Source organism: Novosphingobium sp. FW305-C-111, from assembly GCF_058783565.1.
Genome location: NZ_JBYSYP010000002.1, coordinates 100,967 through 113,012, shown reverse-complemented (window position 1 = coordinate 113,012; position 12,046 = coordinate 100,967). Strand labels below are relative to the sequence as shown.

Annotated in this window: 14 protein-coding genes; 7 read left to right on the top strand and 7 right to left on the bottom strand. The window is 67.5% G+C overall.

The annotated features are described in order from the left end of the window. Entirely contained in the window at nt 1-351 is a 351-nt protein-coding gene (locus AC3WLD_RS03090; protein ID WP_492555457.1) for a bactofilin family protein, read from the top strand. A 76-nt stretch (nt 352-427) separates the two neighbouring features. Here the strand turns inward: AC3WLD_RS03090 and AC3WLD_RS03085 are convergent, their stop codons facing one another. From AC3WLD_RS03085 to AC3WLD_RS03075, 3 genes are all read right to left on the bottom strand, one after another. Next, nucleotides 428-1,108 carry a DUF1013 domain-containing protein gene (locus AC3WLD_RS03085; protein WP_492555643.1) on the bottom strand — a complete coding sequence of 227 codons (681 nt, stop codon included), beginning with the start codon at nt 1,106-1,108 and terminating at the stop codon, nt 428-430. Between the two features lie 212 nt (nt 1,109-1,320). Further along, nucleotides 1,321-1,611 carry a GIY-YIG nuclease family protein gene (locus AC3WLD_RS03080; RefSeq protein ID WP_492555456.1) on the bottom strand — a complete coding sequence of 97 codons (291 nt, stop codon included), beginning with the start codon at nt 1,609-1,611 and terminating at the stop codon, nt 1,321-1,323. 66 nt (nt 1,612-1,677) lie between these two features. Beyond that, nucleotides 1,678-2,679: an NAD(P)H-quinone oxidoreductase gene (locus tag AC3WLD_RS03075; RefSeq protein ID WP_492555455.1), complete on the bottom strand. Its 1,002-nt coding sequence runs from the start codon at nt 2,677-2,679 to the stop codon at nt 1,678-1,680. A 153-nt stretch (nt 2,680-2,832) separates the two neighbouring features. Between AC3WLD_RS03075 and AC3WLD_RS03070 the strand changes: the two genes are divergently transcribed. From AC3WLD_RS03070 to AC3WLD_RS03045, 6 genes are all read left to right on the top strand, one after another. After that, nucleotides 2,833-3,042: a DUF1192 domain-containing protein gene (locus tag AC3WLD_RS03070; RefSeq protein WP_492555454.1), complete on the top strand. Its 210-nt coding sequence runs from the start codon at nt 2,833-2,835 to the stop codon at nt 3,040-3,042. A gap of 158 nt (nt 3,043-3,200) precedes the next feature. Then, the gene (clpA, locus tag AC3WLD_RS03065) at nt 3,201-5,558 is read left to right on the top strand and encodes an ATP-dependent Clp protease ATP-binding subunit ClpA (protein WP_492555453.1); all 2,358 of its coding nucleotides are present in this window, start codon (nt 3,201-3,203) and stop codon (nt 5,556-5,558) included. A gap of 168 nt (nt 5,559-5,726) precedes the next feature. Next, on the top strand, nt 5,727-6,731 hold the full coding sequence (locus AC3WLD_RS03060; protein ID WP_492555452.1) for a ligase-associated DNA damage response exonuclease: 1,005 nt from the start codon (nt 5,727-5,729) through the stop codon (nt 6,729-6,731). Next, the gene (locus tag AC3WLD_RS03055) at nt 6,731-8,326 is read left to right on the top strand and encodes a cisplatin damage response ATP-dependent DNA ligase (protein ID WP_492555451.1); all 1,596 of its coding nucleotides are present in this window, start codon (nt 6,731-6,733) and stop codon (nt 8,324-8,326) included. Before AC3WLD_RS03060 ends, AC3WLD_RS03055 begins: the two co-directional genes overlap by 1 nt. 196 nt (nt 8,327-8,522) lie before the next feature. Next, the gene (locus AC3WLD_RS03050) at nt 8,523-8,927 is read left to right on the top strand and encodes a group II truncated hemoglobin (RefSeq protein WP_492555450.1); all 405 of its coding nucleotides are present in this window, start codon (nt 8,523-8,525) and stop codon (nt 8,925-8,927) included. Nucleotides 8,928-8,962: 35 nt separating this feature from the next. Beyond that, nucleotides 8,963-9,598 (top strand): YoaK family protein, encoded by a 636-nt coding sequence (locus tag AC3WLD_RS03045; protein ID WP_492555449.1) that lies wholly within the window; start codon nt 8,963-8,965, stop codon nt 9,596-9,598. Here the strand turns inward: AC3WLD_RS03045 and AC3WLD_RS03040 are convergent. The 4 genes from AC3WLD_RS03040 to hemB are packed head-to-tail and all read right to left on the bottom strand — an operon-like array spanning nt 9,595 to nt 12,019. Beyond that, entirely contained in the window at nt 9,595-9,876 is a 282-nt protein-coding gene (locus tag AC3WLD_RS03040; protein WP_492555448.1) for a DUF167 domain-containing protein, read from the bottom strand. The genes AC3WLD_RS03045 and AC3WLD_RS03040 overlap by 4 nt on opposite strands. Continuing rightward, nucleotides 9,857-10,435: a gamma carbonic anhydrase family protein gene (locus AC3WLD_RS03035; RefSeq protein ID WP_492555447.1), complete on the bottom strand. Its 579-nt coding sequence runs from the start codon at nt 10,433-10,435 to the stop codon at nt 9,857-9,859. The genes AC3WLD_RS03040 and AC3WLD_RS03035 overlap by 20 nt, the downstream gene beginning before the upstream one ends. Next, the gene (locus AC3WLD_RS03030) at nt 10,432-11,034 is read right to left on the bottom strand and encodes a GNAT family N-acetyltransferase (RefSeq protein WP_492555446.1); all 603 of its coding nucleotides are present in this window, start codon (nt 11,032-11,034) and stop codon (nt 10,432-10,434) included. The genes AC3WLD_RS03035 and AC3WLD_RS03030 overlap by 4 nt, the downstream gene beginning before the upstream one ends. Further along, the gene (gene hemB / locus AC3WLD_RS03025) at nt 11,024-12,019 is read right to left on the bottom strand and encodes a porphobilinogen synthase (protein WP_492555445.1); all 996 of its coding nucleotides are present in this window, start codon (nt 12,017-12,019) and stop codon (nt 11,024-11,026) included. Before hemB ends, AC3WLD_RS03030 begins: the two co-directional genes overlap by 11 nt. Between the last annotated feature and the right edge of the window lie 27 nt (nt 12,020-12,046).

Below are 12,046 nucleotides of genomic sequence, written 5' to 3'. Positions count from 1 at the left end.
ATGAGCGGCGGCACCTTTTCCGTGCTCGGCACGGATCTCGTCATCACCGGCAACCTCGCAGCGAGCGCCGACCTCCACATCGACGGCAAGGTCGAGGGCGACATCGCCTGCGCCGCCATCGTCCAAGGCGAGAGCAGCGAAATCTGCGGGCAGGTCAAGGCCAAGAGCGCCCGCCTCGCCGGCACGGTTCATGGCGCGGTAGAGGTCGGCGAGCTGGTGATTCTGCGCACCGCCCGCATCCACGGCGACGTCACTTACGATTCGCTGACCATCGAGCAGGGCGCGCAAGTCGACGGCCGCTTCGCCCACCGCGTCGGCGAAGGCGAACCGGCGCTGTCGCTGGTCGGATAACCTCCTCCCGGAGGTAAGAAAAAGGCGGCGATCCGGATGGGACCGCCGCCTTTTGCTTGTCCGATGGTCCGGCCGATCAGCTGTCCGAAACGCCTTCGGCGCGGCGCGCTTCGAGCCAGGCCTGGGCTTCGGCTTCCTGCGCGGCTTCGGCGGCCTGGCGAGCCGCCGTTTCGCGTTCGGCGCGCAGCTCCTCGATCAGCGCCTCGCGGTCGTTGCCGAGCCGTTCGTCGCGCACGCCCTCGTCCTCGGTGATCCCGGCCTTCTTGGCGGCCTTGGCGACCAGCGCGTCGAGCTCACGCTGCGAGCACAGGCCGAGCGTCACCGGGTCCTTCGGGTTGATGTTGGCGATGTTCCAGTGGCTGCGATCGCGGATCGCGGCGATGGTGTTGCGAGTCGTGCCGATCAGCTTGCCGATCTGCGCGTCGGAGATTTCCGGGTGGTTGCGCAGGATCCAGGCGATGCCGTCGGGCTTGTCCTGGCGCTTCGACACCGGCGTGTAGCGAGGGCCCTTGGTCCGGCTGACCGAAAGCGGCACCTTCTGCATCTTGAGCCGGTAGGCCGGGTTTTCCTGGCCCTTGTCGATCTCCGCCTGGTTCAGCTCACCCGAATGGACGGGGTCGCGCCCAGTGTACTTGGCGCCGGCGAGATCGTCGGCCATAGCCTGGACCTCGAGGATGTGGAGGCCGCAGAACTCGGCGATCTGTTCGAACGACAGCGCGGTGTTGTCGACCAGCCACGACGCGGTGGCGTGCGGCATGAGGGGATAGACGGGCTGCTGGCTCACGGGTGCTCTCCGGACGGCGGAAACAATAAGGGCCGCCCCTTGCGGAGCGGCCGTTCGCCGGGCGATTTAGGGGAAGGGATGCGCGAGGGCAAGGATTTTGCGCCGGTCCCGGCACACTCGATGGTCAAACGGACCGCCGTCATCCCCGCGAACGCGGGGATCCATCACCCACGCTCGCCCCCAACTCAGGCGTTCAGATCGAACCACAAGTCCCGCCAATCAGGATTCTCCTCCTCGATCAGCTTGAGCTTCCAGGCCCGGTTCCACTTCTTGAGCAGCTTCTCCCGGCGGATTGCGTCCTCGATTCGGTCATGGCGTTCGACAAGCACCAGCCGGGTGATCCCGTACCTCGCGCAGAAGGCGCTGCCCTTGCCTGCGCGGTGCTGCTCCATGCGCGCCGGGAGGTTGGCGGTGACGCCGACGTAAAGCGCATCGCTGCGGCGGTTGGCGAGAATATAGGTCCAGCCGCCGCTCATTGGGAGAGGTCGGGAGATGGATCCCCGCTTTCGCGGGGATGACGCGGGAAGTGAAGGCGAGGAAAGTTATCCCACCTTCAGCACGATCTTCCCGATATGCGTGCCCGCTTCCATCCGGGCGTGCGCGGCCGCCGCTTCGGAAAGGGGGAAGGCCTGGTCCATGACCGGGCGCAGTTTGCCCTGTTCGACCAGCGGCCAGGCGGTTTCGGCGATCTCGCCGGTGAGCAGCGCCTTGAATTCGTTCGAGCGCGGACGCAGCGTCGAGCCGGTCAGGGTCAGGCGCCGGCGCATCACTTCGGCCATGTTGATTTCGGCCCGGACCCCGCCCTGGACCGCGATGGTGACGTGGCGGCCGTCGTCGGACAGGCACTTCATGTTGCGCGCAACGTAATCGCCGGCGACCATGTCGAGCACCAGCTCGACGCCCTTGCCGCCGGTAATGCGCGCCACTTCGGCGACAAAGTCCTGGGTCTTGTAGTCGATCGCATGGTCCGCGCCGATCTCCAGCGCTGCCGCGCACTTGTTCGCCCCGCCGCAGGTGACGATCACGGTCAATCCGAACAGCTTCCCGAGCAGACACGCCATCGATCCGATCCCGCTGGTCCCGCCGTGGACAAGGATCGTCTCGCCGTCGCGGGCATAGCCACGCTCGAACACGTTGTGCCACACGGTGAACAGGGTTTCGGGCAGCGCGGCGGCTTCGTCGAGCGGCAGGCCCTGCGGCACCGGCAGGCAATGCTCGGCCTCCGCGAGGCAGTATTCGGCATAGCCGCCGCCCGAAACCAGCGCGCAGACGCGCTGACCGGCGATCGGCATGACCACTCCCGGCCCGGTCGCGGCCACCTGGCCCGAGATCTCCAGCCCCGGGATCGGCGAAGCACCCGGCGGCGGCGGGTAGAAGCCCTGCCGCTGGATCACGTCGGGGCGGTTGACCCCTGCGTAGGCCACCTTGATCAGCACCTGCCCGGGACCGGGCGAGGGCACCGGCACGGTTTCGGTCCGGAGGACTTCGGGAGCGCCCGGCGCGTCAAAGCCGATTGCGGTCATGGTTTCAGGAACTTGCCCCATGACGTCGCTTTTCACACCCGGCCCCGGTGCGGTCAACCGCCGTCACGCAACGAAAGTGTCCGAACCGGCCTGTTGCTTTGCCGCACGCCTTTTTCAGTGTTGTGCGCCAAGCCATTGACAGGCGCGCGATCCGGCGAAACATTGTGCACTGCAATGGACGACGACCTGCCCCGTCCGAAGAGTGATGCCGCCGGCCTGCTGGCGAAGGAATCGCTCGACACCTACTCGCACGACGAGCTGAACGAACGCATCCAGTTGCTGGAGGCGGAAATCATGCGGGTCGTCGCGCACCGCGACAAGGCCAAGGCGCACCGCATGGCCGCCGACGCTTTGTTCAAGACATCGCCCCCGGGGTCGTCCTGATGTTCGCCGCCGCCCTTCACAGCCCGGGGCGGCGATCCCATATCGGCGATATCGTCACGTGCGGGCCGATCCTGCCGGTCCATTCCTTATCCGTTAAGCAGGTTTCCCTTATCCCGGATTCCGGGTTCAATCAGGCGTCAGCCGGAAAGTCCTGAAACATGCCAAGTTTCGCCCAGTCCCTTGAGAAGACCCTCCACGCCGCGCTCGGCAATGCGTCCGAACGCAGCCACGAGTACGCGACGCTGGAGCATCTCCTGCTCGCCCTGATCGACGATCCGGACGCGGCGCAGGTGATGCAGGCCTGCGGCGTGGACCTTGGTGACCTGGGCGACGTGGTGCGCCAGTACCTCGATCAGGAATACCAGTCGCTCAAGACGCAGGAGAAGGCCGACCCGGCGCCGACCGCCGGCTTCCAGCGGGTCATCCAGCGCGCAATCCTCCACGTCCAGTCGTCGGGCAAGGATACCGTGACCGGGGCCAACGTGCTCGTCGCGCTGTTTTCCGAACGCGATTCCTATGCGGTCTATTTCCTCCAGCAGCAGGACATGAGCCGCCTCGACGCGGTCAGCTTCATCAGCCACGGCATCGGCAAGGGCGGCCGCCAGGTCGACAGCCGCACGCCCAAGGGTGCGGAAGAGGAAGCCCCCAAGCAGGAAGAGAAGACTGAAGCCAAGGGCCAGAAGAAGGAGACGGCGCTCGACCAGTTCACCGTCAACCTCAACGAGAAGGCGCTGTCGGGCAAGGTCGATCCGCTGATCGGGCGCGGGCCGGAAGTCGACCGGACGATCCAGATCCTCTGCCGCCGCTCCAAGAACAATCCGCTCTACGTGGGCGATCCGGGCGTGGGCAAGACCGCCATCGCCGAGGGCCTCGCGCGCAAGATCGTCGAGGGTGACGTGCCCGAAGTGCTGGCCGAAGCGGTGATCTACTCGCTCGACATGGGCGCGCTGCTCGCCGGCACCCGGTATCGCGGCGACTTCGAGGAACGGCTCAAGCAGGTCGTCTCCGAGCTCGAGAAGATGCCGCACGCGGTGCTGTTCATCGACGAGATCCACACCGTGATCGGCGCCGGCGCGACCAGCGGCGGGGCGATGGATGCTTCGAACCTGCTCAAGCCGGCGCTCAGTGGCGGGACGATCCGCTGCATCGGCTCGACCACCTACAAGGAGTTCCGCAACCACTTCGAGAAGGACCGCGCGCTGCTCCGCCGCTTCCAGAAGATCGACGTTAACGAGCCGACCATCGAGGACACCATCAAGATCCTCCGCGGCCTGCGGACGGCCTTCGAGGAGCACCACAAGGTCAAGTACACGCCCGACGCGATCAAGACCGCGGTCGAGCTGTCGGCCCGCTACATCAATGACCGCAAGCTGCCCGACAAGGCGATTGACGTGATTGACGAAGTCGGCGCGATGCAGATGCTGGTGCCGCCGTCGAAGCGCAAGAAGACGATCACCGCCCGCGAGATCGAACAGGTCATCGCGACGATGGCGCGCATCCCGCCCAAGTCGGTGTCGAGCGACGACAAGAAGGTCCTCGAACATCTCGACCGCGATCTCAAGCGCGTCGTGTTCGGGCAGGACAACGCGATCACCCTGCTCTCGACCGCGATGAAGCTCAGCCGCGCGGGCCTGCGCGATCCGGACAAGCCGATCGGCTCGTTCCTGTTCAGCGGCCCGACCGGCGTCGGCAAGACCGAGGTCGCGCGCCAGCTCGCCTCGATCATGGGCATCCCGCTGCAGCGTTTCGACATGTCGGAATACATGGAGCGCCACTCGGTCAGCCGCCTGATCGGCGCGCCTCCGGGCTATGTCGGGTTCGACCAGGGCGGCCTGCTCACCGACGCGATCGACCAGCAGCCGCACTGCGTCCTGCTGCTCGACGAGATCGAGAAGGCGCACCCCGACCTGTTCAACATCCTGCTGCAGGTGATGGACAACGGCCGGCTCACCGACCACCACGGCAAGACGGTCGATTTCCGCAATGTCGTGCTGATCATGACCACCAATGCCGGCGCGAGCGACATGGCCCGCAATGGCATCGGATTCGGCGACGTCAGCAAGGCGGATGCCGGGGATGAGGCGGTCAAGCGGATGTTCACGCCCGAGTTCCGCAACCGGCTCGATGCGGTGGTGCCGTTCGCCTACCTGCCGACCGCGGTCATCAGCCGGGTCGTGGACAAGTTCATCCTCCAGCTCGAACTCCAGCTGGCCGAACAGAACGTCCACATCCAGTTCGACAGCGACGCCCGTGGCTGGCTGGGCGCGCGCGGCTACGACAAGCTCTATGGCGCGCGGCCGATGGCCCGCCTGATCCAGGAGAAGGTCAAGCAGCCGCTCGCCGAGGAACTGCTGTTCGGCAAGCTGGCGCACGGCGGCGAAGTCCACGTCTCGGTCAAGGAGGATGCACTCGCGTTCGAGCTGACCCCTGCGCCGCCGAAGCTCGTCAAGAAGAAGGGCAAGAAAGCCGGCAAGGCCGACGCTGCGCCGGAAGCCGCCGGGGACGAGACGGAGTAAAGGCCGGGCCCACCCCTGACCCCTCCCGCACGCGGGAGGGGCACCGGTTGCGCTGACCTGCGATCGTGTTCCCTTAGTCTCCCCTTCCCGCGAGCGGGACGGGGTCGGGGGGTGCGCACGCACGCATCGCACTGGAACGAATCCCCGCTCCGGTCCATTCCCACTGCCATGCCTGCCGACTTCGCCTGGCTCCGACCCGAGCCGCACGGTCTCTACATCGTGCCCGCCGATGCGTGGATCGATCCGGCGCGCCCGGTGGCGACGGCGCTGGTCACGCATGGTCATGCCGACCACGCGCGTGGCGGACATGGCAAGACCATCGCCACCCCGGCGACGCTCGACATCATGGCGCTGCGCTATTTCACAGAAGCAGGCGCGACGCCGGTCGCCTATGGCGAGACGATCGCGCTGCCCGGCGGGGTCAGGGCCACGTTCGTGCCCGCCGGGCACGTCCTCGGCTCGGCGCAGATCCTGCTCGAGCATGCGGGCGAGCGCGTGGTCATAACCGGCGACTACAAGCGCCGCCCCGACCCGACTTGCCCCCCGTTCGAGGTCACGCCTTGCGACGTGTTCATCACCGAGGCGACGTTCGGCCTGCCGGTGTTTCGCCACCCCCCGATCGGCGAGGAAATCGCCAAGCTGCTCGACGCCCGCGCCGCCAACCCCGAGCGCTGCGTGCTGGTCGGCGCCTATGCCTTGGGCAAGGCGCAGCGGCTGATCGCCGAAGTCCGCGCCGCAGGCTACCACGAACCGATCTATCTCCATGGCGCGATGGAGAAAATGTGCCGGCTGTATGAACGCCATGACGTCAACCTGGGTGACCTGCAGCTCGTCGCCGGGATGCCGAAAGGCGCGCTCGCTGGGCAGATCGTGCTCGCCCCGCCCTCTGCGCTCAACGACCGCTGGAGCCGCCGCCTGCCCGAACCGATTACCGCGATGGCGAGCGGCTGGATGCGCGTCCGCCAGCGCGCGCGGCAGCGGATGGTCGAACTGCCGCTGGTGATCTCCGACCACGCCGACTGGGACGAGCTGACCGCGACGATCGGCGAGGTCAATCCGGCCGAAACCTGGATCACCCACGGCCGGGAGGAAGCCCTGCTGCGCTGGTGCCAGCTCAACCAGCGCCGCGCGCGGGCGCTGGCGCTGGTGGGGTATGAGGATGAGGATGACTGATGGAGCGCTTTGCCGCCCTCGTCGACGCGCTCGTCTACACCCGCAGCCGCAACGGCAAGCTGGCGCTGATCGCACGGTACCTGCGCGAAACGCCCGATCCTGACCGCGGCTGGGCGCTCGCCGCGCTGACCGACGGGCTCGATTTCCCGGCGGTGAAGTCGAGCACGATCCGGGGGCTGCTGACCGATCGCATCGACCCGGTGCTTTACGCCCTGTCGCGCGACTATGTCGGCGACACGGCCGAAACCGCGAGCCTGCTCTGGCCCGAGCCGCTGGAGCCTCAGGGCTCTGCGCCGACCGTCTCGGAGGCCGTGGCCGAACTTCACGCCATGACAAGAGCGAGCGTTTCCAAGGAGTTGCCGCTCCTGCTCGACCGTCTTGACGTCAATGGCCGCTATGCCCTGCTCAAGCTCGCAACGGGCGCAATGCGGATCGGCATTTCCTCGCGCCTCGCCAAGGTCGCGTTCGCGCAGGCGTTCAGAGTCGATGTCGAGGAGGTCGAGGAGTACTGGCACGGCCAGGCCCCGCCTTACCTCCCGCTGTTCGACTGGGCCGCGAATGGCGCGCCCCCGCCGCGCACCGATCAACTGCCGCTGTTCCGTCCGTTCATGCTCGCCCACCCGCTCGAGGAGATGGTGGTCGACATGGCCGAATTCGCCGCCGAGTGGAAATGGGACGGCATCCGCGTCCAGGTCGTCCATGTTGCGGGCGAAACCCGGGTCTACTCGCGCAGCGGCGACGATATTTCCGCCACTTTTCCCGAAATCGCCGCTGCCCTTGAGATACCCGCGGTGCTTGATGGCGAGCTGCTCGTCCGCGGCGCGCACCAGGGGGGCGAAGAGGGCGGCGCGGCGAGCTTCAACGCGCTGCAGCAGCGGCTCGGGCGAAAGGCGGTGTCAAAGAAGATGCTCGCCGAATACCCGGCGTTCGTGCGCCTGTACGATGCGCTGATCCTCGAGGGCGAGGACCTGCGCGAATGGAGCTGGGAGCAGCGCCGGGCGCGACTCGAGGCGTTCGTCCCCCGGCTCGACCGCACGTTCTTCGACATCAGCACCGTGATCGAGGCCGCCACCCTCGACGACCTCGCCGCGATCCGCGAGCGCGCCCGCGATGACGCGATCGAAGGGGTCATGCTCAAGCGCCGCGATTCGCCTTATGTCGCCGGGCGGCGCACGGGCCTGTGGTACAAGTGGAAGCGCGATCCGCTGCTGGTCGATTGCGTTCTGATGTACGCGCAGCGCGGCAGCGGCAAACGCAGCTCGTTCTACTCCGATTTCACCTTCGGATGCTGGGACGGCGATCCCGACCAGGGAGCGGAGCTGCTGCCTGTCGGCAAGGCCTATTTCGGGTTCACCGACGCCGAGCTCAAATGGCTCGACCATTACGTCCGCCAGCACACCGTCAACCGGTTCGGCCCGGTGCGCGAGACCGATCGCAGCCTGGTGTTCGAGGTCGCGTTCGATTCGGTCCATGCGAGCAAGCGCCACAAGTCCGGCGTGGCCATGCGCTTCCCCCGGATCAGCCGTATCCGCCAGGACAAGCCCGCGCACGAGGCGGACCGGCTGGAAACGCTGAAGGGCATGATCGCTGATTGAGGGAGACTGCAAAGGAGCGGCGTCATTGCGAGCAAGGCGAAGCAATCCACTCAGCCGCTCTGACCGCTGGATTGCTTCGGGGCTCTCGCCCCTCGCAATGACGGATTGGTTTGGTGTCGTTGACCCTGATCAATGTCCCTCGCCCTGACCTCGCCTACGAGGCAGGCTCCTCGTATCCCGATCCCGGAGCCTGCTCTTGTCCACGGTCACCGCCGAAGCACCCGCGAAGTCCCCCTACGAACGCATCGGCGGGCACGATACGATCCGGGCGATCACCGACCGCTTCTATGACCTGATGGACGAGGACCCGGCTTACGCGAAGCTGCGCGCCATGCATGCGCCGGACCTGTCTTTCATGCGCCAGTCGCTCGCTTCGTTCCTCACCGGCTGGAGCGGCGGCCCGCGCGACTGGTGGGAGGCCAACCCCGGCAAGTGCATGATGAGCGCGCACAGGTCGTTCGCGATCGACAACGAAGTCGCGGGCCAGTGGGCCGAGGCGATGAATCGCGCCATCGCCGATGTCGCCCCTGCAGACAGCGAGATTGCAGGTGCCATGGCGGACGTCTTGTCGCGCATGGCGCTGGGCATGGCGCGGGAGTGATTCCCAGGCCGGTTCCATCGCGCTAGCATGGCCGGATGCACCGCCTCGATCGTTCCCGCCGCAATTTCGCCGTCGCGCTGGCCGCGCTGGCTGGGTTCGTCGATGCGAGCGGCTTCCTGCTTGCAGGCGGCTACTTCGTCTCGTTCATGTCGGGCAACACCACGCGGCTCGCGGTCGACCTGGCGACCGATACCGCCGCTGCGGTCCTTCCCGCTCTCCTGATCGCCGGGTTCCTATGCGGGGTGATCGCCGGGGCGCTGGTCGCGCTGAAAGCAGGCACGCGGCGCAAGCCGGCGGTGCTGTCGCTGGTCGCGCTGGCGCTGCTGCTGGCCGGGTTCCTCCATACACTCGCGTTCACGCCAGCCGCGCTCGGCGCGCTGGTGGTGGCCATGGGCGCGCTCAACAACACCTTCCAGCGCGGCGGCGAGGTCAGCGTGGGTCTCACCTACATGACCGGCGCGCTGGTCCGGATGGGGCAAGGTATCGCGCTGGCGTTGAGTGGACGGCAGGGCGAATGGCGCGGCCACCTCGCGCTGTGGAGCGGGCTGGCAAGCGGGGCGCTGGCCGGAGCCCTGGCCTGGTCGCGCTGGGAAGCGGGATGCCTGTGGCTCGCGGCGGGCTGGGCGGCTGCGATGGTGGTGGTGGCACGGCGATTGCCAGCCGAAACCTAGTCGCGGATCCGGAACTGCTTTTCGCGCGAAGTTGCGCCGCGCAACAATTCGACTTTCGAAGGCGCAATTCCCAGCGCAGCCGAAAGCAGCGCGGCAACCGCGGTGTTGGCCTTGCCGTCCTCGGGCTTGGCTCGCACCTTGGCGCAGAGCCTGCCGTCGGCGATTTCAAGTGCCTCGCTCCGCGCGCCGGGCGTTACCCGCACCGCCAGCCGGCCGTCGCGGTCGACCAGTGCTCGGAGCAGCTCCGGTACGGGCAGGTCAGCCTTCGGACGGGCCAAGATCGATGCCCAGCGCGGCAGCGTGCGCCTTGCCGTTGTGGACATAGTGCGCGACGCCGAGCTGCATCCCGGCGAGCGCCGCGTCATTGAGCTCGCGCATCGGCTTGGCCGGCGAGCCGGCCCAAAGCTGCCGCCGCCCGATCCGCTTGCCCGGCGAGAGTAGCGCGCCGGCGGCAAGCATCCCTTCCTCCTCGATCACGCAGCCGTTCATCGTCGTGGCGGAAAGGCCGACGAAACCGCGGTTCTCGATCACCGTGCCGTGAACCATCGCCATGTGCCCGACCAGCACGTCCTCGCCGATGATCGTCGGGTAGCCCTCGGGCCGCGCCGGGTCCGGCCCGTCGCAGTGGATCACGCTGCCGTCCTGGATGTTCGAGCGCGCCCCGATCCGCACGAAGGCGACCTCGGCGCGGATCACGCAGTTGTACCAGATGGACACGTCGGGCCCGATCTCGACGTCGCCGATGATCCGGCAGCCGGGGGCGATGAACGCGCTGGGATGAATGCGCGGGGCTTTTCCCGCGAAGGCGGCGATGGTCACGTCGGTGCGTTCGGTCATGCTTGTTCCCCTTGCGCTCGGACGAGCCAGTCGCCGCGCTCGATCGTCCAGGCGATCACGTTCTCGATTTCCGGCCCGAACCGGCTGTCGACGAAGTCGAGCGCCGGGTTCCGACGCATGCCCAGCCGCTCCATCAGCCGCCAGCTTGGCGCGTTCTGGATGACGGTGATCGCGTGGATACGCGGCGCGTCAAACTGGTCGAACCCCGCGGCGAGGCTCGCCTCGGCAGCCTCCCGCGCAAAACCCTGACCCTGCGCCTCGCTGCGCAGCCGCCAGCCGATCTCGAACTCGCCGATGAACGGGCAGCCGGCGACGTTGGCGCGCTTCAGCCCGCAGAAACCGAGAATCTCACCTGCCAGCGGATGAGTGCCGGATTTGCGCTCGACCAGCCAGAAACAGTGGCCATGTTCGCGGCTGCATTCGTCGAAGCGGTCGAACATCGCCTCGAACGTCGACGGATCCTGAACCCCGCCGAGCCAGCGCATGACCTCGGGCGTGTTGGTGACGCGGGCGAACTCCGCCATGTCCTCGCGCCGCCAGTCGCGCAGCACCAGCCGCTCCGTCTCCAGCCGGAAGCCGCCCATCGGCTCAGCCGCCAAGCAGCCGCGCGGCGTGGGCGGCGTGATAGGTCAGCACGCCCGAGCACCCGGCGCGGCGGAAGGCGGTGAGCGTCTCAATCACGAGTGCATCGCGCTCACCCGCACCGGCGGCCACAGCGGCCTCGATCATCGCGTATTCGCCGCTGACCTGGTACGCGAACACCGGCACTTCGAAGCGTTCCTTCACCCGCCGGACGATGTCGAGATAGGGCAGCCCCGGCTTGACCATCACGCTGTCAGCGCCCTCGGCGAGGTCCATCGCCACCTCGCGCAGCGCTTCCTCCGCGTTGCCAAAGTCCATCTGATACGTGCGCTTGTCGCCCTTGAGCAGCCCGCGCGAGCCGACCGCGTCGCGGAACGGGCCATAGAACGCCGAGGCGTACTTCGCGGCATAGCTCATGATCTGGACGTTGGCATGGCCTGCGCCCTCGAGCGCGGCGCGGATCGCGGCGATGCGGCCGTCCATCATGTCCGACGGGGCGATCACGTCGGCCCCTGCTGCGGCCTGGTTGAGGCTCTGCCCGACCAGCACCTCGACCGTCGCGTCGTTCATCACGTAGCCGGCGCCGTCGACCAGCCCGTCCTGGCCGTGGCTGGTGTAGGGATCGAGCGCGACGTCGGTGAGCACGCCGATATCGTCGCCGCAGGCGTCCTTGATCGCGCGGATGGCCCGGCACATCAGGTTGTCGGGATTGAGCGCCTCGCGCCCGTCCTCGCTGCGCAGCTCCGCTTGCGTATTGGGGAACAGCGCCAGGCAGGGGATGCCGAGCGCGACCGCCTCCTTCGCCCGCGCGGTGATCCCGTCAACCGACCAGCGCGAAACGCCGGGAAGCGAGGCGATCGGCTCTTCGACGCCAGACCCTTGCGTCACGAACAGCGGCCAGATGAGGTTGGCGGGGGTCAGCGCCGTCTCGCGGTGCATGGCCCGGCTCCACGCGGTGGCGCGGGTGCGGCGGAGGCGGGTGGCGGGATAGCTGGCGGTCATGCCGGGGCTTCTAGGCCGGGGAACCGC

Coding starts and splice junctions, on each gene's coding strand:
- AC3WLD_RS03090 (WP_492555457.1), top strand. CDS start 1: ATGAGCGGCGGCACCTTTTCCGTGCTCGGCACGGATCTCGTCATCACC.
- AC3WLD_RS03085 (WP_492555643.1), bottom strand. CDS start 1,108: ATGCCGCACGCCACCGCGTCGTGGCTGGTCGACAACACCGCGCTGTCG.
- AC3WLD_RS03080 (WP_492555456.1), bottom strand. CDS start 1,611: ATGAGCGGCGGCTGGACCTATATTCTCGCCAACCGCCGCAGCGATGCG.
- AC3WLD_RS03075 (WP_492555455.1), bottom strand. CDS start 2,679: ATGGGGCAAGTTCCTGAAACCATGACCGCAATCGGCTTTGACGCGCCG.
- AC3WLD_RS03070 (WP_492555454.1), top strand. CDS start 2,833: ATGGACGACGACCTGCCCCGTCCGAAGAGTGATGCCGCCGGCCTGCTG.
- clpA (WP_492555453.1), top strand. CDS start 3,201: ATGCCAAGTTTCGCCCAGTCCCTTGAGAAGACCCTCCACGCCGCGCTC.
- AC3WLD_RS03060 (WP_492555452.1), top strand. CDS start 5,727: ATGCCTGCCGACTTCGCCTGGCTCCGACCCGAGCCGCACGGTCTCTAC.
- AC3WLD_RS03055 (WP_492555451.1), top strand. CDS start 6,731: ATGGAGCGCTTTGCCGCCCTCGTCGACGCGCTCGTCTACACCCGCAGC.
- AC3WLD_RS03045 (WP_492555449.1), top strand. CDS start 8,963: ATGCACCGCCTCGATCGTTCCCGCCGCAATTTCGCCGTCGCGCTGGCC.
- AC3WLD_RS03035 (WP_492555447.1), bottom strand. CDS start 10,435: ATGACCGAACGCACCGACGTGACCATCGCCGCCTTCGCGGGAAAAGCC.
- hemB (WP_492555445.1), bottom strand. CDS start 12,019: ATGACCGCCAGCTATCCCGCCACCCGCCTCCGCCGCACCCGCGCCACC.